We start from the raw sequence: 22,809 nt of genomic DNA, 5'->3' as shown, positions 1-22,809 counted from the left end.
CAGAAGAAGCACGCATTCCCTGACACGGGGGCTCATCACCCCCGGTTCCACTCCGATCGCCGCACACCGGCAATCCATCAAACTTTCACATAATGGTTTCCTAAAAGTCCAGATCAAGACAGCCGGCAGACAGCTTGCGGCACGTGATGATCACCACAGGCAACGGGTACAACCATTTGTCGCTCTGGACTTTCAGCGTGATGTGCGGTAATGACGTGCCGTCAGTCGCCCGGCAGGCGGTCCCAGTCGGACAGGGTGAGTCCGGGTTCCGGCCGCTGCCTGTTGACCAGGACGGCGCCGTCCGCGGCCACCGCCGCCATGACGATCCGGCCGTGCCCGTCCAGCGCCAGCGCCGGAGTGCCGGCGCAGGCCAGCCCGGTGTCGGTCCACCACAGCCCACCGGACTCCGAGCCGGTGCCGCACACCCCGAGCACGGCTGTCCCCGCAGGCCCCCGGTGGGCCAGGACCGTGCAGTCGTAGCCGTCGACGCCGGCACGGAGGGTGGCGTGAGGCCCCTCCCCCGGGGCTCCGCCGGCGGGGAAGGCCCATTCGCCGGGCCGCTGCGCGTAGAGGCCCGTCCCGCTCTGCTCGGACCAGTACGCGGTGAACACCCCGGGCGCGGTCTCGAGCAGGGAGGCCGAGCCGGGTGCGGGAGCGGGCGTGAGGTCCTGTGCCCGGCGCAGGTCCGCGCCGGGTTCCGTCTGCACCCACCGCATGACCGAGCGGTGCCCCGGCGCGAGCAGTTCGACCAGTCCGGCGGCGGTCGCCGCGGCGCTCAGTCCGCCCGCGACCGTACCGCCGCGCAGGTCCTTCCACGCCTCCCACGCCCCGCTCCTGGCCTCGCGGCGCAGCATCACCCCGCCGGGACCGCCGGAGACGAAGACGTGGACCGTGCCCTGTCCGTCGACGGCGGCGGTCGGCGCACCGAGGGTCGCCGCCTCCCGCGGGTCACGGAACGGATTGCCGAGGGACCTCCAGTCCCCCAGCGTCCGCCCCGACTGGTACTGCACGGCGTAGAGCAGATCGGCCTTCGGTCCTTCGCCGTCCGTGGGCCGCTCCCTGCGCCCGATGAAGTGCGCGTAGCGGTTGGCCCCCTGGACCACGGCGAGCCCCGTCAGCCCTTCGACGGGGAAGAGGTCGGGCCCGCTCCACCGGCCGCTGCCGACCGCGGTCTCGGTCCAGCGACGCACACCGCCTTCGACGAGCACGTACACACTGAGGCGGTCGTCGCCGCCACGCAGCAGCCACGACCCCGTGGGCGCGGCCGGCACGGAGACGCGCCGGGACCGCGCCCCGGTCCCGACACCGGATCGGAGCCCCCGGTCCACCGCCTGCGCACCTCTGCCGCGCATGTGTGCCGTCCCCTCCCACGCCAGGCCCGGTGTCCACAGATGACTCCAGAATTCGCCACATCATACGCACGACCGAACAGGTGTCCCGGCGTCCCGCCGGCACCGCCCGGACCTCGGGCGAGCGCCTCCCGCACACACGCAGCGGGCACACAACGGGCACATCGCTCGTACGAGTGCTCGACCGCGTGTCTATAGTTCAATGCCAGCCAAGCGTCAGCCGAGCAGCACCGACCCGGCCCCTCACGGGAGCGGCCTGCTGCTCCTGCCCTCTCCGGGCACGAGTTGCGAGGACCCGCCGTGAGCCACGACCTGAGTACCCCCATGCCGCCTGCCCCCGAGTCGCCGCGCGAGGGGCGCGGGAGCCGAAGAGCCGGGAAGAACGGGAAGAAGAAGAAACGCCGCACGGGCCGGAACATCCTGATCGGTGTGGCCGTCCTCGTCGTGGCCGCGGCCGGCACCGCCTACTGGCTCTACAGCGACCTCAACGGCAACATCAACGGCGTCGACATCAACGACGCCATCGGCAAGGACCGCCCGGAGAAGCTCCCCACCTCCGGGCAGAACATCCTGATCCTCGGCTCCGACTCGCGCGCGGGCGACAACGCCGAACTCAACACCGGCAAGGTCGCGGGAGCCCGTTCGGACACGGCGCTGGTGATGCACATTCCCGAGGGGCGCAAGGAGGCCGTCGCCGTCAGCATCCCGCGGGACACGCTGGTGACCCGGCCGGAGTGCACCAAGCCGGACGGCTCCGAGGTGGCCCCGGCCGAGCGCGTGATGTTCAACTCGGTCTATTCACAGGTCGGTCCGGCCTGCGTGGTCAAGACGGTGGAGAAGATGTCCGGGGTCCGCATGGACCACTACGTCGAGATCGACTTCGCGGGCTTCAAGGACCTGGTGGACGCGATAGGCGGCGTCACCGTCACCGTCGACCAGGACATCCACGACAAGTCCAGCGGGCTCGACCTGACCGCCGGCACGCACAGGTTGAACGGAACGGACTCGCTGGCCTTCGTGCGCACCCGGCACGGCATCGGCGACGGCAGCGACCTCGGGCGGATCGGCCTCCAGCAGGAATTCATGATCGCCCTGCTGAGCGAGATCAAGAAGCAGGACCTGCTGGGCAGCCCCACCAAGACGTACAAGATCGCCGACACGCTCACCGCGGCCCTGACCACCGACTCCGAACTCGCCTCGCTCACCGCCCTGGCGGACTTCGGCCGCAGCCTGAACGGGGTCGACCCGTCCACCATGGAGACCATCATGCTGCCGGTGGCGTACGACAAGATCGACCCGAACCGGGTCGTGGCGGCGGAGCCGCAGGCGTCCACGCTGTGGAAGGCGGTCCGCAGCGACGACGAGATCCCGGAGTCGGCGAAGAAGTCCCCTGCGGGCGGAGGCAAGACTTCCTGACGCCCCCGCTGACACACCCCGGGGGAGAGAAGGGCCTCCCCCCGTGCTCACCGCGCCCTCAGACCGCCCCCCAAGCCCCCAGCGCCAGCCCCGCCTCGTCGTCCTTCCGTCGGCTCAGCAGCAGTTGTCCGGTCGACGGGGACAGGGTCGCCGCCGTCAGGCGGCCGTCGGCGTCCAGGGTCACTGAGACGGTCGCGTCGGACGGGAGGGCGGGGCCCGACTCGGTCCAGGCCGCGCCCATCTCCTCCAGTTCCGAGGGGTAGGCGGCGAAGGCGACGCGGCCGCTGCCCGCCGAGCGCTGGGCGAGAAGCGTGCAGTCGTGGCCGTCTATGACGGTGCGGACGGCGGACACGGGGCCGGGGCCGGCGGCGGACACCAGGGGTACGGCCTTTCCCCCGGGGCGCCAGGCGCACAGCTCACCGGTGGTGTCGTCGGTGAAGAAGACCGTGGTGTGCTCCGCGGAGGTCGCCAGGGCGCGCAGGGTGCCGGGGCGGACCACCGCGTCGAGGCGCTCCCCCAGGGTCGGCCGCGCGCCCGGCTTGTCCTGGCTCCAGTGCACGATGCCGCCCTCGACGGGCGCGTACACCTCGACCAGGCCGGAGTCGGCCGTCACGGCCGCCGGCGCCTCCCGGACGCCGCGGCCCTTCAGGTCCCGCCACGGCTCCCAGCCGCCCTTCTCCTGCTGGGCCACCATGCTCAGGCCGCCGCCCCCGTTGCGGACGAAGACGTGGGCACGCCCCTGCGCGTCGACCGCGACGGCGGGGGTTCCGGTGCGGTCGCCCTGCTTGTTGGGGTGGCCGGCGGGCTGCCAGTCCAGGGGCGCGAGCAGCGGCCGGAAGTGCGTGGTGTGCACGAGGGCACAGCGGCCGGCGCCGGTGGGGCGCCAGGCGACCAGATGGGTGTAGCCGTCCGGTCCCCGGCCGGCCGCGAGGCCGCCGTCCGGGCGCAGTTCCTGGTCCCCGCCGATGCGGCGCGGAGGCTCCCAGCGTCCGGCCGGGGCACGTTCGGCACGCCACAGGGCGGCGTCGTTCGACGGGAGGTACACACTGAGGCGGCCGTCGCGGCCGGTAAGGAGCCAGTCGCCATTCACCGGATCACTCTAAGCGGGGGCCTCGGCTCCGTGTCGGCCGGGTACGGCTCTCCCCGGTCCTTCCTGGTCCTCCCCGGTCGACGGCGCGGGGCCGGTGGAGGCGTGCGAACCTGACGGGATGGAAGACAACGTGCCTCTGCTCGTGGTCGTCGACGCCGCGAACGTCGTCGGCTCGGTGCCGGACGGCTGGTGGCGGGACCGGCGCGGGGCCGCGGAACGGCTGCGGGACCGGCTGGCGGCGGACGGGGTGCCCGGGCGGGACGGGCCGCTGGAGGTCGTGCTCGTCGTCGAGGGCGCGGCCCGCGGGGTGGCGTCCGTGCCCGGCGTACGGGTGGAGTCGGCAGCCGGCAGCGGGGACGACCACATGGTCGAGCTGGTCGCGCGGGCGGCGGACGACCGTACCGTCCTGGTCGTGACGGCCGACCGCGAGCTGCGCCGCCGGGTGACGGAGCTGGGGGCGGAGGTGGCGGGCCCGAGGACGGTGCGGCCCGTGTGACGGCCGGAGCGCGCGAACGGTCCGACGAGGTCACACGGGCCACCGGGTCACACGAGTCACCGGGTCACAAGGCCGGCGGGATCACCCGGCCCGGCGGCTCACACGGTCCGGCGGCTCACACGGTCCTGCGGGCTACGGACCGTTCGGGGCGGACGACTCGGCCGGTGCCGCCTCGCCCCGGGCCAGGCGGCTGTGGGTGCGGCCGTAGAAGAAGTACACGACGAAGCCGATCGCCATCCAGATGCCGAACCGGACCCAGGTCTCGGCGGGCAGGTTCAGCATCAGCCACAGCGAGGCGGCCACGGACACGACGGGCAGCAGCGGGACCAGCGGGGTGCGGAAGGCGCGGGGCAGGTCGGGCCGGGTCCGGCGCAGGATGATCACGCTGATCGCGACGACGACGAAGGCGAAGAGCGTGCCGATGTTCACCAGTTCGGCCAGTTCGCTCAGGCTGGTGAAGCCCGCGACGATCGCGATGATCACGCCGAGCAGGATGGTCGGCCGGTAGGGCGTCCGGAACTTCGGGTGAACGTGGGAGAAGAAGCGCGGCAGCAGTCCGTCCCGGCTCATCGCGAAGAACACGCGGGTCTGGCCGAGGAGCAGGATCATGCAGACCGTGGTCAGGCCGACCGCGGCGCCGAAGCTGATCACGCCCGAGAAGAAGGGGTGCCCGGTGGCCTTGAACGCGTCGGCGAGCGGGGCGTCGATGGACAGCTTGGTGTAGTGCTGCATGCCGGTGACGACGATGGACACGGCGACGTACAGGACGGTGCAGATGGCCAGCGAGCCGAGGATGCCGCGGGGCATGTCGCGCTGCGGGTTCTTGGTCTCCTCGGCGGCCGTGGCGACGATGTCGAAGCCGATGAAGGCGAAGAAGACGACCGAGGCGGCCGTGAAGATGCCCATGACGCCGAAGTTGGAGGGCGCCCAGCCGAACATCAGCTGGATCAGAGGTGAGTGCAGTCCCCCGCCCGCTTCCACCGGCTGCGCCTTCGGGATGAACGGGTCGTAGTTGGCGCCCTTGATGAAGAAGGCGCCCGCGATGATCACGATGAGGACCACGGCGACCTTGATGGCGACGACGAGCGAGGTGATCCGGGCCGACAGCTTCATGCCGAGGACGAGGATGGCGGTGAGCACCAGCACCAGGGCGGCGGCGAGGATGTCGAAGCCGAAGCCCTCGGCGCCGTCCCTGCCGCCGAGCTCGGCCGGCATGTGCCAGCCCGCGTTGTCCATCAGCGAGCGGATGTAGCCCGACCAGCCCACGGCCACCACCGCCGTGGCGAGCGAGAACTCCAGGACCAGGTCCCAGCCGATGATCCAGGCGGGCAGTTCGCCGAGTGAGGCGTACGAGAAGGTGTACGCGGAACCGGCCACCGGGACGGTGGAGGCGAACTCCGCGTAGCACAGCGCGGCGAGCGCGCAGACGGCACCGGCGACGGTGAAGGCGAGGGCCACCGACGGCCCGGCGTTGTTCTTGGCGACGGTGCCGGTCAGCACGAAGATGCCGGTGCCGATGACGACGCCGATGCCGAAGACCGTCAGATCGAGTGCCGACAGGGACTTCTTGAGCTGATGCTCGGGTTCCTCCGTGTCACGGATCGACTGTTCGATCTTCTTGGTCCGGAAGAGGCTGCTGTTGCTCACGGGTACCTCCCACGCTTGTCGTCCCCGACATGATCGAGAGGGGGCGTACTGCGTATGCCCGGGCATGGCCGATTTCACGCGGATGGGCCGGTTCCACTACTGCAACGAGTGGTGGAACCGGCCCATACGGCTCAGCGCGGGGTGCGCGGCGTCAGTCGCGCGCGGCCTCCACCTGGTCCACCCCGGCGCCCGTGCGGTCGTACCTGCCGTCGAGCCTGGCGACCAGACCGGTGACCTGGCGCGCGATGTCGGGCGCGGTGAGCCCGATCTCGGCCAGGACCTCGGCGCGGGAGGCGTGGTCGAGGAAGCGCGGCGGGATGCCGAAGTCGCGCAGCGGCACGTCGACGCCGGCGTCGCGCAGGGCCTGGGCGACGGCGGAGCCGACACCGCCGACACGGGAGTTGTCCTCGACGGTGACGACCACGCGGTGGCGCTCGGCGAGCGGGGCCATGGCCTCGTCGACGGGCTTGACCCAGCGGGGGTCGACGACGGTGGTGGAGATGCCCTGCTTGTTCAGCAGGTCGGCCACCTCCAGGCACATCGGCGCGAGGGCGCCGACCGAGACCAGGAGCACGTCGGGGGTCTCGGTGCCGGGAGCGCGCAGCACGTCCATGCCGCCGACGCGGCCGACGGCGGGCACGGCGGGGCCGACGGCGCCCTTGGAGAAGCGGACCACGGTCGGCGCGTCGTCCACCTCGACGGCCTCGCGCAGCTGGGCGCGGACCTGGTCGGCGTCGCGCGGTGCGGCGAGCCTGAGGCCGGGGACGACCTGGAGGATCGACATGTCCCACATGCCGTTGTGGGAGGCGCCGTCGGTGCCGGTGACGCCGGCGCGGTCCAGCACGAACGTCACGCCGCACTTGTGCAGGGCGACGTCCATCAGGACCTGGTCGAAGGCGCGGTTGAGGAAGGTGGCGTACACGGCGAAGACGGGGTGGACGCCGCCGTGGGCGAGGCCGGCCGCGGAGACGGCGCCGTGCTGCTCGGCGATGCCGACGTCGTAGACGCGGTCGGGGAAGGCCTTGGCGAACTTGTCGAGGCCGACCGGCTGCAGCATGGCGGCCGTGATGGCGACGACGTCCTGCCGCTCCTTGCCGAGCTTGAGCATCTCGTCGCCGAAGACGGACGTCCAGTCGGCGCCGGAGGTGGAGATGGGCAGGCCGGTGTCGGGGTGGATCTTGCCGACGGCGTGGAAGCGGTCGGCCTCGTCCGCCAGGGCGGGCTGGTAGCCGCGTCCCTTCTCGGTGAGGCAGTGCACGATGACGGGGCCGCCGAAGCGCTTGGCGCGGGTGAGGGCGGACTCCAGGGCCTCGAGGTCGTGGCCGTCGATCGGGCCGACGTACTTCAGGCCGAGGTCCTCGAACATGCCCTGCGGGGCGATGAAGTCCTTCAGGCCCTTCTTGGCGCCGTGCAGGGTGTCGTAGAGGGGTCGTCCGACGACCGGGGTGCGCTCCAGGACCTCCTTGGTGCGGGCCAGGAAGCGCTCGTAGCCGTCGGTGGTGCGCAGGGTCGCCAGGTGGTTGGCGAGGCCGCCGATGGTGGGCGCGTAGGAGCGCTCGTTGTCGTTGACGACGATGACCAGGGGGCGGTCCTTGGCGGCGGCGATGTTGTTCAGCGCCTCCCAGGCCATGCCGCCGGTCAGCGCGCCGTCGCCGATGACGGCGACGACGTGGTCGTCGCGCTCCAGGACCTGGTTGGCCTTGGCGATGCCGTCGGCCCAGCCGAGGACGGTGGAGGCGTGGCTGTTCTCGATGACGTCGTGCTCGGACTCTCCCTGCGAGGGGTAGCCGGACAGGCCGCCCTTCATCTTCAGCTTCGAGAAGTCCTGGCGTCCGGTGAGCAGCTTGTGCACGTAGGACTGGTGGCCCGTGTCCCAGAGCACCTTGTCCTTCGGCGAGTCGAAGACGCGGTGCAGGGCGAGGGTGAGTTCCACCACGCCGAGGTTGGGGCCGAGGTGGCCGCCGGTCTTGGAGACGGCGTCGACGAGGAAGGTACGGATCTCCTCGGCCAGCCGAGTCAGCTCTTCCAGGCTGAGCCGGTCCAGATCGCGCGGTCCCGTGATGCGGGTCAGCAGCGGCACCCGTGCCTCCTTGCAGTAGAGCTGTTGCCGGGCTCGTCGAGTCTAATGTTCCGCTCCGGCGGAACGTGTCCGGGCGGTGCGTCGTACGTCACGCGTTCGGCCTTACCCAGCGGCGGGCCCTTCTACGTCTTCCCGGCCGGGTCCACGTCATCCCGGCCGGGAGTGTCCGGCTGCCCGGTCGCAGGGGTCCGGCTGCCCGGTCGCAGGTGTCCGGCTTGGGGACACCTTTACCCGGGTGGTCCAGTCCGTCCGGGCGCACGGTGTCCAGGCCCGGTGGTGACCGGCCGGGCAGATTGGTCTAGTCCCATTCTGGTCCAGACCATTGCGTCCCCCGGTGCTCCGGCGATATTCCCGTACCCGGCAACACCCCAGCACAGCACGGGAATCGACGTTCCACCCCACACACACCGGGACTGACATGAGACGCATGCGTTCCATCCGCGCGGCCGTCACCGCGGCCGCCACCGCCGTGGCCGCGATGGGCCTCGCCCTGTCCGGCACCGGCGCGGCCCAGGCGGCGACCCCGCTGCCGGACCGGGTCTTCGCCCCCTACTTCGAGGCCTGGACCGGCGAGAGCCCGGCGGCGCTGGCCGCCCAGTCGGGCGCCAAGCACCTGACCATGGCCTTCCTCCAGACGGCGACCGCGGGCTCCTGCACGCCGTACTGGAACGGCGACACGTCGATGCCGATCGCCCAGTCGACCTTCGGTGCCGACTTCGACACCATCCAGGCGAACGGCGGCGACGTCATCCCCTCGTTCGGCGGCTACACGGCCGACACCACCGGCACCGAGATCGCCGACAGCTGCACCGACGTCCAGCAGATCGCCGCGGCCTACGAGAAGGTCATCACGACCTACGACGTCACCCGGCTCGACATGGACATCGAGATCGACTCGCTGGACAACACCGCGGGCATCGACCGCCGCAACAAGGCCATCAAGCTGGTCCAGGACTGGGCCGCCGCGAACGGCCGCGACGTCGAGATCTCCTACACACTGCCCACGACCACCCGCGGCCCGGCGAGCAACGGCGTCGCCCTGCTCGAGAACGCCGTGAAGAACGGCACCGAGGTCGACGTCGTGAACCTCATGACGTTCGACTACTACGACAACCAGCAGCACGACATGGCCCGGGACACCCGGACGGCGACCCAGGGGCTGCACGACGTGCTGGCCCGGCTCCACCCGGACAAGTCCTCCGCCGAGCTGTGGCACATGATCGGCGTCATCGAGATGATCGGCGTCGACGACTTCGGACCGGCGGAGACCTTCACCCTGGACAACGCCCGCACGGTCTACGACTGGGCCCTGGACCAGGGCATCAACACGCTCTCCTTCTGGGCGCTCCAGCGCGACAACGGCGGCTGCGCGGGCGGCGGCGCGGCCGACAACTGCTCGGGCATCCAGCAGAACACCTGGGACTTCTCGCACGTCTTCGCGCCCTTCACGAGCGGCAGCACCGCCCCGGAGAACGACTTCTCCCTCTCCGCCACCCCGGCCTCCGGCACGGTGACCGCGGGCTCCCGGGCCACCACCACGGTGAAGACCGCGGTGAAGTCGGGTACGGCGGAGACGGTGCGGCTCAAGGCGAGCGGGGTCCCGGCCGGCATCACCGCGTCCTTCAGCCCCGCCTCGGTCACGGCGGGCGGGCAGTCGACGCTGACCCTCGCCACCACCGGCCAGGCGGTCTCGGGGACGTACTCCGTCACCGTCACGGGCACCAGCCCGTCCGGCAGCCGCAGCACCACGTACGCGCTGACCGTCACCGGCGGCAACGGCAGCCAGTGCACGGCCGCTCCGTGGAGCTCGGGCGCGATCTACACCGGCGGGCAGCAGGTGTCCCACGAGGGGCACAACTGGAAGGCCAAGTGGTGGACGACCGGCGAGGAGCCCGGGACCACCGGCCAGTGGGGCGTCTGGCAGGACCTCGGCGCCTGCTGACGACAAGACGGACGCACTGAACGGGAAGGGCGCACCGACACGGCACAGCGGTCCGCCCGCCGGCCCAGGGCTCAGCTGGGCGGGCGGGCGGACCGTCGTCGGCCGTGCGGGAGGTTATGCGCGGCCGGCCGTCTTCTGCGTCTTGCGGGTGATCGCGTCGATGACGACGGTCGCCAGCAGCACGCCACCAGTGATCATGTACTGGACCGGCGAGGCGATGCCCTCCAGGGCGAGGCCGTACTGGATCGAGACGATGACCATCACACCGAGCAGCGCGTCCCAGGTGCGGCCGCGGCCGCCGAACAGGGACGTACCGCCGATGACGGCCGCGGCGATGACGTTCATCAGGAACTCGCCGGTGCCCGCGCCCTGGTTGGCGGAGGCGATCTTGGAGGCCACGAAGAGGCCGCCGATCGCGGCGAAGCCGCCGGCGATCGCGAAGACCGAGATCCGGATCAGCTCGACGTTGATACCGGCACGGCGGGACGCCTCGACGCTGCCGCCGAGCGCGAAGATCTTGCGACCGTAGGCGGTGCGGCGCAGGACGAAGTCCGTGAGCAGCAGGAACGCCAGGAAGATCACCACGGCCAGCGGCAGGCCCTTGTACTGGTTGAAGACGATCGCCACGACGAACGCCAGGATCGCGAGCAGCACCGTGCGCACGACGATCTCGCTCAGCGGCCGGGAGGGCACCCCGACGGACTCGCGGCGGCGGTTGTCGAAGAACGCGGTGAGGAAGTACCCCGCGGTCACGACGATCGCCAGGCCGTAGGCGGCGGCCACGTCGCTGAAGTAGTAGCTGGTCATCTTCACGACCACACCCTCGGAGTCGAGGTTGATCGTGCCGTTGCTGCCCAGGATCTGCAGCATGAAGCCCTGCCAGAACAGCAGTCCGGCCAGCGTCACGGCGAAGGCCGGCACGCCGATGCGGGCGAAGACGAAGCCGTGGATCGCGCCGGCCACGGTCCCGGTGAGGACCGACAGCAGCAGGGCGAGCCACTCGTTCATCCCGTGCGTGACGCTCAGCACCGCGAAGGTGGCGCCCGCGACACCGCTGACCGAGCCGACCGACAGGTCGATCTCGCCGAGCAGCAGGACGAAGACGATACCGACGGCGATCATGCCGGTGCCGACCATGGCGACCGCCATGTCGGAGATGTTGCCGGCGGTGAGGAAGTTGGAGTTCAGGCTGGTGAAGATGGCCCAGATGATCAGCAGTCCGACGACGACCGGTATGGACCCGAGGTCACCGGCCTTCATCTTCCGCTTGAACTCGCCGAGGTAGCCCGCGAAGCCCTGCTCGCGCACCAGCAGCCGCGGGTCGACCACGGTGGCCGCGCCGGAGGCCGCGGCGGGGTTCTCCACGGCGTGGTCCTCGGCGGGGGTGGAGGTCTTGTCGATGCTCACTTCTTGATCTCCCCATTGGTGCGCGCCGCACGACGGGTCACGGCGTTCTCCGTGGCGCCCGTGATGGCGGAGATGATCTCTTCCTGCGAGGTCGACTTGACCTCGAAGACGCCGTTGTTGCGCCCGAGGCGCAGGACGGCGACCTTGTCGGCGACCGCCTTGACGTCGGCCATGTTGTGGCTGATGAGGATGACGGCGTGGCCGCGCTCGCGCAGCCGCTCCACGAGGTCGAGGACCTGCGCGGTCTGCTCGACGCCGAGGGCGGCGGTGGGCTCGTCGAGGATGACCAGCTTGGGCTCGCCGAGCATGGACCTGGCGATCGCCACCACCTGGCGCTGACCGCCGGAGAGCGAGGCGATCGGGATGCGGACGCTCGGGATGCGGATGGACAGCGTGTCGAGGAGCTCGCGGGAGCGGCGCTCCATCTCCACCTCGTCCAGGACGCCGCGCCTGCGGATCTCCCGGCCCAGGTAGAGGTTGCCGACGACGTCGATGTTGTCGCACAGCGCGAGGTCCTGGTAGACGGTCGCGATGCCGAGGCTCTGGGCGTCGTGCGGCCTGTTGATCGAGACGGCCCTGCCGTCCCACTCGATGGCGCCCTCATCGATGGGGTGCACGCCGGCGATCGTCTTGACCAGCGTGGACTTTCCGGCGCCGTTGTCGCCCACCAGGGCGACCACCTCACCGGCGTGGACCTCAAGCTCTACGTCGGTGAGCGCCTGGACGGCACCGAATCGCTTGGAGACCCCGCGCAACGCCAGCACGGGCGTAGCGGACACGTGAACCATCTCCTTCGCCGCCTGACCCGGCGGGAGGTTGTGCAGAAGTTTGCTGGGGGGTTGTTCCGTCCGGCGCCCCGCGTAGCTTGCGGGGCTGATGAGTGCGGGGCGCCGGAGGAGCTGGGGCGGCCGGTCCCGGGCGGCTCAGCCGGCCCGGGACGCGGGTCCGCTTACTTGAGGCCGATCTTGTCGCAGGCGGCCTTGTACTTGTCCGTGCAGATCTCGTCGACCGTGTAGAAGCCGTCCTTGATGACGGTCTCCTTGATGTTGTCCTTGGTCAGCGAGACCACCGGGACGATGACCGCGGGAACGCCCTTGGTGGTGGCGCTGTCGACCTTGTCGTTGGCGATGGAGTCGAGCGACTCGCCCTTGGCCAGCGCGACGGCCATCTCGGCCGCGGTCTCGGCCTCCTTCGGGTACGACTTGAAGACGCTCATGTACTGCTCACCGGTGACGATGCGCTGCACGCCCGCGAGTTCGGCGTCCTGGCCGGTGACCGGGATGTTCGTGATGCCGGCCCGCTTCAGGGCGGTGATGGAACCGCCCGCCATGCCGTCGTTGGCGGAGTAGACGCCCTGGATCTTGTCCTTGCCGAGCGCGGAGATCGCCGCGTCCATGTTGGCGTTGGCGTTCTCCGGCTTCCACTCCTTGGTGTCGTACTCGCGGCCGATCTTCACCTTGCCGTCGAGGACGGAGTGGGCGCCCTCCTTGAACTGGGCGGCGTTCGGGTCGGTGGAGGACCCGTTCATCATGACGATCTGGCTGTCCTTGGCCTTGTCGCCCAGCGCCTTCAGAAGCGCCTCGCCCTGCGTCTTGCCGACCGTGACGTTGTCGAACGAGGTGTAGGCGTCGATCGGGCCCTCGGCCAGGCGGTCGAAGGCGACGACCTTGATGCCGGCGTCGTGGGCCTTCTTCACCGAGCCCGCGATGGCCTTGTAGTCCACCGCGTCGATGATCAGCACGTCCACCTTGTTGGTGATCATCGTCTCGACCTGCTGGTTCTGCAGGCTGGCGTCCTGCTTGGCGTTGTTGTAGACGACCTTGCCCTTGTTGTTCGTGAGCTCCTTGACCTTCTTCTCGATCATGGGCTTGTCGAACTTCTCGTACCGCGCGGTCTGGTTCTCCGGAAGGAGCAGGCCGACCGTGATGTCGTCGCCCTTCTTCGCGGCCGAGTCGGACGAGTCGTTGTTGTCGCCGGACTCCTTGGCACTGCCACAGGCGGCGAGAGAGACCGCCATGGCACCGGCGGCGAGGGCAACGGCGGCGCGACGCATACGCGTGTTCACTTCACAAACCTCCCTGACGAGGCCGCGACGTTGCGGCCGAGGTGGCTGGAAGTCAACTCGGCCACACGTGCGACGTCAAGAAGTAAATCCTTAACGAGATGACAACGGTGCCATCCGTGCTCTAAGTGAAGGCAGGCGTGGCCGCCGGCAGAGCGCCGGTCGCAGATCCGTCCAAGAGCGTCGAATCGCCCATCTCGCTCAGGGCCAGGGCGAGTGCCCCGAGCACCTCCGCACGGCCCCCAAGAGCCCCGGGAAGCACGGAGAGTTGGCGCGCCGCGCTGGGGATGGCATAACGGCCGACGGACTCCCTTATGGGCCCGAGCACGAGCTCGCCGGCCTCGGCGAGATCGCCGCCGAGGACGACTCGGCTCGGGTTGAGCAGGTTGCAGAGGTTGGCGACTCCACTGCCGATGTGGCGGCCGACGTCGGCGATCACCCGACGGCAGCCCGGGTCACCGTCCCGCGCCAGCCGCACCACGCCCTCCATCGTCAGATCGGTGCCGTGGCCGGGCTGGAGGAGCGGAAGCACATAGCGTGCTGCCGCGAAGGTCTCCAGGCAACCCCGGTTGCCGCACCGGCAGACGGGACCGGCCTCATCGAGGGTGATGTGTCCGATTTCGCCCGCTGTGCCGCCGGGTCCGCGATAGATCTTCCCGTTGATCACCAGACCGGCGCCGACGCCGCTGGCGACCTTGATGTACGCCAGGTCCCGCACCCCGCGGCCGCTGCCCCAGACGAGCTCGCCCAGGGCGCCGAGGTTGGCGTCGTTGTCCACGTGCACCGGCACGCCGAGCCGCCCCCGCAGCTCCTCGGCGGGCCGGGTGCCGCCCCAGCCGGGCAGGATGGCGGTGGAACCCAGCGTTCCGGACTCCACGTCGATCGGTCCCGGTACGCCGAGACCCACTCCGGCGATCTTGGCGCGGTCCACGCCGGTGGCCGCGATCAACCGGCTGACCAGCTGTTCCGCCCGGTCGAAGCCCTGGGCCGCGGACGCGTCGACGTCCAGGGGCTCGGACTCCTCGGCGAGCACCTGGTGGGCGAGGTTGCCGACCGCGACGCGCAGGTGGGTGTGCCCGAAGTCCACCCCGATGACGATGCCGGCGTCGCCGCTCAGGGAGACGCTGCGGGCCCGCCGCCCGCCCGCGGAGGTGGGTGTGACCTCGACCGTCCCGCCGTCCTTGAGTTCCCGGACGATGTTCGAGACCGTGGCCGCGGACAGGCCCGTCGTCCTCGCGATCTCCGCCTGCGTGAGCGAACCGGCGAGCCGCACCGCCCGTACGACTCGTTCCAGGTTGGCTCGGTGCAGCGACGACTGCGACCCCGGAGTCTCCACGACGACCTCCTGCGCGCGGGGCCGCTTCGGCGAGGCCCCTTCCATGTGCAACTAGTGAACTCTAAGCAGAGCCGTTCGGGTCACCTACCGTCAAGAGGTTGAACCGCATCCGGGTGTCCCGTGTGAGCCTCCCCGCGCACATGAGCATGCCGCCCCCGGGTGTCCGGGAGCGGCATGCGGGTGAGGTGTCCGGGGTTTCCGGGGCCGGGAGGCGCTACTTCAGCGCACCCGCCGTGAGTCCCTGCACCACCTGGCGCTGGAAGATGATGTACGCGGCCAGCACCGGCAGCATCGCCATGACCAGGCCGGCGAACAGGCCCGACCAGTCGCCCTTGTACCCCTGGCTGACCGCCAGCTGCACCAGGCCCTGGGTGAGGACGTGCTTGTCCGGGTCGGTGTTCAGCACGGTCGGCAGCATGTACTGGTTCCACTGACCCAGGAAGTTGAAGATCCCCACGCTGATCAGGCCGGGCTTGGCCATCGGCAGCATGACCTGGAAGAACGTCCGGCTGTGCGAGGCGCCGTCCACGAAGGCGGCCTCGGCCACCGAACTGGGCAGGGTTCTGAAGAAACCGGTCAGGAAGAACACCGTGAACGGCAGTGAATAAGCGATGTAGACCAGAATCAGCCCGTGGATGGTGTTCAGCATTCCCATGTTGTCCACGACGTAGAACAACGGGACCAGGGCGAGCATGATCGGGAAACTCATGCCGGCGATGAACAAGTAATAGATGAACCGGTTGCCCGGAAAGTCGAACCGGGCCAGTACGTAGGCCGCCATGGAACCCAGCACCAGGGTGCCGACGAGCGAACCGCCCACCACCAGAATGGTGTTGAGGAAGTAGTCGCTCATGTGCGCCTGGGACCAGGCCCGCGACCAGTTGTCGAAGTTCAGTTTGTCGGGCAGCGACCAGGGCGAGCCGAAGATGGAGGCGTCGTCCTTGAAGGAGGTCATCACCGCCCACACCAGCGGCATGCCGACCATGATCGCCCAGATGACGAGGACGCCGTGGGAGAAGACGTTGAGGGTGGTGCCCTCCTTCTTCCCCTCCTTGAGTCCGCCGGGGGCGGCCTGGGCCTTCAGGACGGGCGTGCCGGGCTCGGCGGGCACGGGGGCGGGGGTCTCGGTCGTCTTCATTGATCAGTACTCCAGCCGCTCGCGCCGGCCCAGCCGCATCACGACGGCGGCGAAGGCCAGCGTGACGACGAGCAGGGCGACGCCGATGGTGGTGGCGTAGGCGGCCTGACCGTCACGGAACGCCTTCTGGTACACGTACAGGACCATGACGGTGGTCGAGTAGTCGGGTCCGCCGGGTCCGGTCGTCATGATCTGCACGACCGCGAAGGACTCGGCGCCCAGCGCGAGGATGCCCATGTAGACCCAGCCGGACTGCACGGTGTCCCACAGCAGCGGCAGGGTCACCTTGAAGAAGGTGGTGGCGCGGTTCGCCCCGTCCAGCAGCGCGGCCTCGTAGAGCTCCGCCGGGATGGAGGCCATGCCCGCGGAGAAGAGGACCACGAAGAAGCCGACCGTCGACCAGACGAGCACCGCCATCACGCACCACAGGGCGATGTTGGGGTCGCCGAGCCACAGCGGCTGGAGGGAGTCGAGGCCGATGCCGCGCAGCAGGGAGTTGATCGCGCCGCTGTCCGGGTTGTACGCGAACTGGAACAGCAGGGCGACGATCGCGATGGACAGGACCTGCGGGAAGAAGTACACGATCTTGTAGAAGCCGGAGCCGCGCACACCCGTGACGGCCGGGCCTCCCCGGCGGCGGCGTCCGCCCACGTTGATCATGAAGGCGAAGAACAGCGCAAGGCTGAGTGTCACCAGCGGCACCAGCAGCGCGAACATCACGCTGTGCTGCAACGACTTCCAGAAGATGTCGTCGTCGAGCATCCGCGAGTAGTTGTCGAATCCGACCATCTTGTACTCGGGGCTCAGCCCCGTCCAGTCCGTGAACGAGTAGTAGATGGACTGGATGAACGGCCAGATGACGAAGAGCGCGTACAGTCCCAGGGGTACCGCCAGGAACCCCACGATGAACCGGTACTTGCCGTGCTGCATTGCTACCGACCCCGATCTGCGCGCGGGTGGCGCCGCCAGGGCCCGCCCGGCGCGGTGGCGCCGGACAGGCCCTGGTGACGCGTCCTCACTGGTGCTTGTAGTGCTTGATCGACGAGTCCTTGGCGGCTTCGTCGGCGTAGCCCTGGATCTTCTTGATGGTCTCGGCCGGGGTCATCCGGCCCGCCATCATCTCGCCCAGGCAGGAGACGCCGATCTTCTCCTTCTGGAGCTGCACGTACCAGTCCTGCATACGCGGGTTCACCACGTTGTCGCCGGCCAGTTCCAGCGCCGCGACACCGGACTTGAGGCCGGGGGTCAGCTCGATGCCGTCGGTGCCGCCGTTGTAGGCGCTCAGCGACTTCACCTTGCTGGTGAAGTTCTTGGAGGACGCCTCGCTCAGCATGACGCGCAGCTGCTCCATGCCGCCCGCGCCGTTGGCCGCCTTGGCGGGGACGATGAAGGGCTCGCCGCCGGACGCCCAGATGGTGCCGAAGGGCATCTTGTCGGAGTCGTCGATGCCGGGCGGCGCGGAGACGGCGAGGTCGAAGTCGGCGGGGATGACCTTGGCCGACTCGTTCTCCACCCAGGAGCCGTTGGGGATGAACAGGGCGTTGCCCTTGGCCCACGCGGTCTGCGACTGGATGTGGTCCAGACCCGGGGTGCCCTTGAGGACGTAGCCCTTCTTGTACAGCTCGTACCAGGCCTCGAAGACCGTCTTGACCGCCGGGTGCTTCCAGGCGTTCGGCTCCAGGTTGTCGATGGCGTCGAGCACATCGCGGCCGCCGACCTTGGCGATCATCGGGGACATCGAGAAGGGGATGTAGTACGGGTACTTGCCCGCGTACGTCCAGCCGGCCATGCCCTTCTTCTTGGCCTTGGCGCAGACCGCGAGCATCTCGTCCCAGGTCTTGGGGTACTCCGCGTCCAGGGAGTCCAGCGCCTTCTTCGAGTACCAGTTCCCGTACACCGTGTAGGCGTAGTACAGGATCCAGACGGGGTCGCCGTCGAACTGGCCCATCTCCACGATGCCGGGGCGCAGCGTGTCGCGGACCTTCTTGTTCGGGTCGTCGTAGGACGGCGCGTCGAGGAGCGGGGTGAGGTCGGCGAGCTGCTTCTTGCCGACCAGGACGCCCATGTCCATCTGCTCGGCGCCGGAGTTGTCGACGAGGTCGGGCGGGTTGCCGCCGTTGAAGCGCGGCTGCAGGGTGGACTGGATCTTCTGGGTGGCCGCGAACTTCACCTTGGCCTTCGGGAAGGCCTTCTCGTACAGCTTCACGGCGTCCTCGGCGTATTCCTTGCCGAAGCCTCCGTCGAAGAGGACGAACTCCATCTGGGCGCTCTCGTTGACCGCGAGCGGGTTCTTGGCGGACTTCTCGCCCGCCTTGGCCTTCTCCTGGTCGTCCCCGCCGCCGCTCGCGCAGGCGGACAGGAAGCTCATGGTCGGTACGGAGATCAGGCCGAGCGCGGCGGACCGCTTGATCAGATCGCGGCGGCCGACGCCCTTACCGTTGTTCTCGGCGGAAGTGGATCCCATGCTCAAGTCCTCGCCTTCTCCAGGACTCAGGCGGTGAACCGGATCCTCCCCGGCACCGCGATCGGGTCACGCTGGGTCGTGCTGGTTGCTGCTGGGCCGTACAGGAAAAGCGGGTACTGCTGTGCGGTCACGGATGCCGTCACCGCTGTTCGGGCGCTTGGGCGGTTCCTCGTCGCGGTTCCCCCCGTATCCCCCGGTGGCCGACAGGTATAGTCCACTTTCCGTCGGCGGAGCAAGATCGAATGCAAGGTTCCCGGTACGTCTTTTCCGAGTTGAGACCTCCCGGAAATATGAGTGCCCTGTGCATCGCATGCCGTGGGATTCCCCGCCATAACCCCCGAACGCCACATCCAACACCCTTGACATCACTTGCCACTTGACCCCTACTGGTCCTTGCGCAGTTGAATTGACAACGTTGTCCCCAGCGCTGGGAGGGTGGCCAGGACATGCAGTACAGAGTTCGGCACAGATGGGGTCCGGCGGTCGTGACGGCGACCGCCTTCGCCTTGGCGGTGGGCTCGCAGGGGGCGGCGGTCGCCCTGCCCGGCGCGCCCGCGAAGGCCGACCGGGAGTTCGCGTCGTCCTTCGAGGCCGGCGACCCGGCCCCGGACTGGACCGACACCGTGGACACCGGCGCGGACGGCGGCAAGCGGGCCTCCGGCGTGGACGGCGGCTTCAGCACCGGCATACCGGGCAACGTCACGGAGAACGTCACCGATGTGCGGGCCAGCGCCGAGAACACGGGCGGCGGGGAGGTCAAGGAGAACCTCGTCGACAACGAGCCGGGCACCAAGTGGCTGACCTTCGCCCCGACCGGCTGGGTCGAGTTCGACCTGGACGCGCCGCAGAAGATCGCCAAGTACGCGCTCACCTCGGCCAACGACCACGACGAACGCGACCCGGCGGACTGGACACTGCAGGGCTCGGCCGACGGCGAGAACTGGCAGACCCTGGACACCCGCTCGGGGGAAAGCTTCGGCGAGCGTTTCCAGACCAAGACGTACGAACTGGCGAAGACCGCGGAATTCCAGCATTTCCGGCTGGAGATCACCAAGAACAACGGCGCCGGTGACGCCCTCCAGCTCGCCGACGTCCAGCTGGCCACCGCCGACACCGAGGTCCCCACCCCCGAGGACATGCTCTCCTCGGTCGACGAGGGCCCGGCGGGCTCGCCGACCGCCAAGGCCGACGCGGGCTTCACCGGCACCCACGCGCTGCGCTACGCGGGCCGCCACACGGCCGACGGCCGGGCCTACTCGTACAACAAGGTCTTCGACGTCGACGTGAAGGTCGACCGGCGCACCGAGCTGTCGTACAAGATCTTCCCGTCGATGGCGGACGGCGACCTCGACTACGACGCCACGAACGTCTCCGTCGACCTCGCCTTCACCGACGGCACCTACCTGAGCGACCTCAGGGCCACCGACCAGCACGGGTTCCCGCTGACGCCGCGCGGTCAGGGCGACGCCAAGGTCCTCTACGTCAACCAGTGGAACAGCGTCGAGTCGGGCATCGGCTCGGTCGCGGCCGGCAAGACCGTCGACCGGATCCTGGTGGCGTACGACTCCCCCAAGGGCCCGGCGAAGTTCCGCGGCTGGCTGGACGACGTGGAGATCGGGCGGGCCGCGCCCGAGCGCCCCGAGGCCCACCTGTCCGACTACGCGCTCACCACCCGCGGCACCAACTCCAGCGGCAGCTTCTCGCGCGGCAACAACTTCCCGGCGACCGCCGTGCCGCACGGCTTCAACTTCTGGACGCCGGTGACCAACGCCGGTTCGCTCAGCTGGCTCTACGAATACGCGCGCGGCAACAACGACGACAACCTGCCCACCCTGCAGGCGTTCAGCGCGAGCCACGAGCCGAGCCCGTGGATGGGCGACCGGCAGACCTTCCAGGTGATGCCCTCGGCCGCCTCCGGCACCCCGGACACCGGCCGGGAAGCCCGCGAGCTGGCCTTCCGGCACGAGAACGAGACCGCCAGGCCGTACTACTACGGCGTGCGGTTCGAGAACGGCGTCAAGGCCGAGATGGCGCCGACCGACCACGCGGCGATGATGCGCTTCACCTACCCCGGTGACGACGCGAGCGTGATCTTCGACAACGTCGAGGACCAGGCCGGCCTGACCCTGGACAAGGAGAACGGCACCTTCACCGGCTACTCGGACGTCAAGTCCGGCGGCTCCACCGGCGCCACCCGCCTCTTCGTCTACGGCGAGTTCGACAGCAAGGTCACCGGCGGCGACTCCAGCGGCGTCAAGGGCCACCTGCGCTTCGACGCCGGCCGGGACCACGCCGTGACACTGCGCATCGCGACCTCGCTGATCGGCGTCGACCAGGCGAAGGACAACCTGCGCCGGGAGATCCCGAAGCGCGCCTCCTTCGACAAGGTCAAGCGCGACGCCCGGAAGCAGTGGGACGCGATCCTCGGCAAGGTCGAGGTCGAGGGCGCCACGCAGGACCAGCTGACCACGCTGTACTCCAGCCTCTACCGCCTGTACCTGTACCCGAACTCGGGCCACGAGAAGGTCGACGGGAAGTACAGGTACGCCTCCCCGTTCTCCAAGGCGGTCAAGGAGGACACTCCGACGGAGACCGGCTCGAAGATCGTGGACGGCAAGGTCTACGTCAACAACGGCTTCTGGGACACGTACCGGACCACCTGGCCCGCGTACTCCTTCCTCACCCCCTCCCAGGCCGGTGAGCTCGTCGACGGCTTCGTGCAGCACTACAAGGACGGCGGCTGGACCTCGCGCTGGTCCTCCCCCGGCTACGCGGACCTGATGACCGGCACCTCCTCCGACGTGGCCTTCGCGGACGCCTACGTCAAGGGCGTCGACTTCGACGCGAAGGCGGCGTACGACGCGGCCCTCAAGAACGCCACCGTCGTGCCCCCGTCCTCCGGTGTGGGCCGCAAGGGCATGGACACCTCGCCCTTCCTCGGCTACACCAGCACCGAGACCCACGAGGGCCTGTCGTGGGCGCTGGAGGGCTACCTCAACGACTACGGCATCGCCAGGATGGGCGAGAAGCTCTACAAGGAGACCGGCGAGAAGCACTACAAGGAGGAGGCCGCCTACTTCCTCAACCGCGCCCAGGACTACGTCAACCTCTTCGACGCGAAGGCCGGCTTCTTCCAGGGCAAGGACGCCAAGGGCGACTGGCGCGTGGACTCCGAGAAGTACGACCCGCGCGTGTGGGGCTACGACTACACGGAGACCAACGGCTGGGGCTACGCCTTCACCGCCCCGCAGGACAGCCGCGGCCTCGCCAACCTGTACGGCGGCCGAAAGGGCCTCGGCGACAAGCTCGACGAGTACCTCTCGACGCCGGAGACGGCCTCCCCGGAGCTGAAGGGCTCCTACAACGGCGTCATCCACGAGATGGTCGAGGCGCGCGACGTCCGCATGGGCATGTACGGCCACTCCAACCAGGTCGCCCACCACGCCCTGTACATGTACGACGCGGCCGGCCAGCCGTACAAGACGCAGAAGAACATCCGCGAGGTGCTCCAGCGCCTGTACACCGGCAGCGACATCGGGCAGGGCTACCACGGCGACGAGGACAACGGCGAGCAGTCGGCCTGGTTCCTCTTCTCCTCGCTCGGCTTCTACCCGCTGGTGATGGGCAGCGGCGAGTACGCCGTCGGGTCCCCGTTGTTCACCAAGGCCACGGTCCACCTGGAGAACGGCCGCGAGCTGGTCGTCAAGGCGCCGAAGAACAGCACGAAGAACGTCTACGTGCAGGGCCTGAAGGTCAACGGCAAGCGCTGGAACTCCACTTCGCTCCCCCACTCGCTGCTCGCGAAGGGCGGCGTCCTGGAGTTCGACATGGGGGCGAAGCCCTCCTCGTGGGGCACCGGCAAGAACGCGGCGCCGCCGTCGATCACCGAGGGCGACGAGGTGGCGACCCCGCGCGCCGACACGATCACCGGCGAGGGTGCCCTGTTCGACAACACGTCGGGCACGGACGCGAAGGTGACGTCGGTGGACCTGCCGGTGTCCGGCAAGGGCGTCAAGGCGGTCCAGTACACGCTCACCTCGTCGGCGGACCACACCGCGGCACCGGCCGGCTGGAAACTCCAGGGCTCGGCCGACGGCACGACCTGGAAGACGCTGGACCGGCGTGCGGGCGAGTCCTTCGCCTGGGACCGGCAGACGCGGGCGTTCTCGGTGAAGTCCCCGGGCTCGTACGCCAAGTACCGGCTGGTCCTGGACGGCGAGCACACGCTGGCGGAGGTGGAGCTGCTGGCGTAGGCGACGTACCCCGCCGACGAACGGGCGGGGGGGGCGGGGCGCGGCCCCCGCCCCCCCCCCCCCGGGGGGGCCCCCCCCCCCAACCCCCAGCCCCCCCCGGGACCAAAAAAAGGGGGGGCCCCCCGCCCC

15 protein-coding genes are annotated in these 22,809 nt (G+C 69.4%); 4 read left to right on the top strand and 11 right to left on the bottom strand.

Annotation, left to right across the window (positions count from 1 at the left end; translation table 11 throughout):
• Nucleotides 1–221: 221 nt before the first annotated feature.
• Nucleotides 222–1,352 (bottom strand): hypothetical protein, encoded by a 1,131-nt coding sequence (locus ACIQFU_RS25365; protein ID WP_402554457.1) that lies wholly within the window; start codon nucleotides 1,350–1,352, stop codon nucleotides 222–224.
• 321 nt (nucleotides 1,353–1,673) lie between these two features.
• Here ACIQFU_RS25365 and ACIQFU_RS25360 point away from each other — a divergent pair, with 321 nt between their 5' ends.
• On the top strand, nucleotides 1,674–2,765 hold the full coding sequence (locus ACIQFU_RS25360) for an LCP family protein (protein ID WP_402554620.1): 1,092 nt from the start codon (nucleotides 1,674–1,676) through the stop codon (nucleotides 2,763–2,765).
• Nucleotides 2,766–2,823: 58 nt separating this feature from the next.
• Here ACIQFU_RS25360 and ACIQFU_RS25355 read toward each other — a convergent pair whose 3' ends face one another.
• On the bottom strand, nucleotides 2,824–3,855 hold the full coding sequence (locus ACIQFU_RS25355; RefSeq protein WP_402554456.1) for a hypothetical protein: 1,032 nt from the start codon (nucleotides 3,853–3,855) through the stop codon (nucleotides 2,824–2,826).
• Nucleotides 3,856–3,973: 118 nt separating this feature from the next.
• On the opposite strand from ACIQFU_RS25355, the gene ACIQFU_RS25350 reads away from it, so the two are divergent.
• Nucleotides 3,974–4,351, top strand: a complete 378-nt coding sequence (locus ACIQFU_RS25350; protein ID WP_402554455.1) for an NTP pyrophosphohydrolase — start codon at nucleotides 3,974–3,976, stop codon at nucleotides 4,349–4,351.
• Nucleotides 4,352–4,483: 132 nt separating this feature from the next.
• Here the strand turns inward: ACIQFU_RS25350 and ACIQFU_RS25345 are convergent, their stop codons facing one another.
• Nucleotides 4,484–5,998, bottom strand: a complete 1,515-nt coding sequence (locus ACIQFU_RS25345; RefSeq protein ID WP_402554454.1) for an amino acid permease — start codon at nucleotides 5,996–5,998, stop codon at nucleotides 4,484–4,486.
• Between the two features lie 151 nt (nucleotides 5,999–6,149).
• On the bottom strand, nucleotides 6,150–8,078 hold the full coding sequence (gene dxs, locus ACIQFU_RS25340; protein ID WP_402554453.1) for a 1-deoxy-D-xylulose-5-phosphate synthase: 1,929 nt from the start codon (nucleotides 8,076–8,078) through the stop codon (nucleotides 6,150–6,152).
• Between the two features lie 418 nt (nucleotides 8,079–8,496).
• On the opposite strand from dxs, the gene ACIQFU_RS25335 reads away from it, so the two are divergent.
• A complete protein-coding gene (locus tag ACIQFU_RS25335) occupies nucleotides 8,497–10,020 on the top strand; it encodes a glycosyl hydrolase family 18 protein (protein WP_402554452.1) in 1,524 nt (507 codons plus the stop codon).
• A 114-nt stretch (nucleotides 10,021–10,134) separates the two neighbouring features.
• On the opposite strand, the gene ACIQFU_RS25330 is transcribed toward ACIQFU_RS25335, so the two are convergent.
• The 7 genes from ACIQFU_RS25330 to ngcE form a co-directional block, all read right to left on the bottom strand.
• Nucleotides 10,135–11,427, bottom strand: coding sequence for a sugar ABC transporter permease (locus tag ACIQFU_RS25330; RefSeq protein WP_402554451.1), 1,293 nt, complete (start codon nucleotides 11,425–11,427; stop codon nucleotides 10,135–10,137).
• Complete coding sequence (locus ACIQFU_RS25325; RefSeq protein WP_393633034.1) at nucleotides 11,424–12,215, bottom strand: ATP-binding cassette domain-containing protein; 792 nt, start codon at nucleotides 12,213–12,215, stop codon at nucleotides 11,424–11,426. The genes ACIQFU_RS25330 and ACIQFU_RS25325 overlap by 4 nt, the downstream gene beginning before the upstream one ends.
• Nucleotides 12,216–12,376: 161 nt before the next feature.
• On the bottom strand, nucleotides 12,377–13,480 hold the full coding sequence (locus ACIQFU_RS25320; protein WP_402554619.1) for a sugar ABC transporter substrate-binding protein: 1,104 nt from the start codon (nucleotides 13,478–13,480) through the stop codon (nucleotides 12,377–12,379).
• Nucleotides 13,481–13,613: 133 nt separating this feature from the next.
• On the bottom strand, nucleotides 13,614–14,825 hold the full coding sequence (locus ACIQFU_RS25315; protein ID WP_402554450.1) for an ROK family protein: 1,212 nt from the start codon (nucleotides 14,823–14,825) through the stop codon (nucleotides 13,614–13,616).
• 214 nt (nucleotides 14,826–15,039) lie between these two features.
• Nucleotides 15,040–15,963: a carbohydrate ABC transporter permease gene (locus ACIQFU_RS25310; protein ID WP_402554449.1), complete on the bottom strand. Its 924-nt coding sequence runs from the start codon at nucleotides 15,961–15,963 to the stop codon at nucleotides 15,040–15,042.
• Nucleotides 15,964–15,966: 3 nt separating this feature from the next.
• Nucleotides 15,967–16,893 (bottom strand): carbohydrate ABC transporter permease, encoded by a 927-nt coding sequence (locus ACIQFU_RS25305; RefSeq protein ID WP_402554448.1) that lies wholly within the window; start codon nucleotides 16,891–16,893, stop codon nucleotides 15,967–15,969.
• Nucleotides 16,894–16,978: 85 nt separating this feature from the next.
• Complete coding sequence (ngcE, locus tag ACIQFU_RS25300) at nucleotides 16,979–18,427, bottom strand: N-acetylglucosamine/diacetylchitobiose ABC transporter substrate-binding protein (RefSeq protein WP_402554447.1); 1,449 nt, start codon at nucleotides 18,425–18,427, stop codon at nucleotides 16,979–16,981.
• A gap of 446 nt (nucleotides 18,428–18,873) precedes the next feature.
• On the opposite strand from ngcE, the gene ACIQFU_RS25295 reads away from it, so the two are divergent.
• The gene (locus ACIQFU_RS25295; RefSeq protein WP_402554446.1) at nucleotides 18,874–22,680 is read left to right on the top strand and encodes a GH92 family glycosyl hydrolase; all 3,807 of its coding nucleotides are present in this window, start codon (nucleotides 18,874–18,876) and stop codon (nucleotides 22,678–22,680) included.
• Nucleotides 22,681–22,809 lie beyond the last annotated feature (129 nt).

This window comes from Streptomyces sp. NPDC093065 (assembly GCF_044754585.1).
Taxonomy (GTDB): Bacteria; Actinomycetota; Actinomycetes; order Streptomycetales; family Streptomycetaceae; genus Streptomyces.
This window is presented reverse-complemented; position numbering and strand designations above follow the sequence as displayed.

Coding starts and splice junctions, on each gene's coding strand:
- ACIQFU_RS25365 (WP_402554457.1), bottom strand. CDS start 1,352: ATGCGCGGCAGAGGTGCGCAGGCGGTGGACCGGGGGCTCCGATCCGGT.
- ACIQFU_RS25360 (WP_402554620.1), top strand. CDS start 1,674: ATGCCGCCTGCCCCCGAGTCGCCGCGCGAGGGGCGCGGGAGCCGAAGA.
- ACIQFU_RS25350 (WP_402554455.1), top strand. CDS start 3,974: ATGGAAGACAACGTGCCTCTGCTCGTGGTCGTCGACGCCGCGAACGTC.
- ACIQFU_RS25335 (WP_402554452.1), top strand. CDS start 8,497: ATGAGACGCATGCGTTCCATCCGCGCGGCCGTCACCGCGGCCGCCACC.
- ACIQFU_RS25325 (WP_393633034.1), bottom strand. CDS start 12,215: ATGGTTCACGTGTCCGCTACGCCCGTGCTGGCGTTGCGCGGGGTCTCC.
- ACIQFU_RS25320 (WP_402554619.1), bottom strand. CDS start 13,480: ATGCGTCGCGCCGCCGTTGCCCTCGCCGCCGGTGCCATGGCGGTCTCT.
- ACIQFU_RS25310 (WP_402554449.1), bottom strand. CDS start 15,963: ATGAAGACGACCGAGACCCCCGCCCCCGTGCCCGCCGAGCCCGGCACG.
- ACIQFU_RS25305 (WP_402554448.1), bottom strand. CDS start 16,893: ATGCAGCACGGCAAGTACCGGTTCATCGTGGGGTTCCTGGCGGTACCC.
- ngcE (WP_402554447.1), bottom strand. CDS start 18,427: ATGGGATCCACTTCCGCCGAGAACAACGGTAAGGGCGTCGGCCGCCGC.
- ACIQFU_RS25295 (WP_402554446.1), top strand. CDS start 18,874: ATGCAGTACAGAGTTCGGCACAGATGGGGTCCGGCGGTCGTGACGGCG.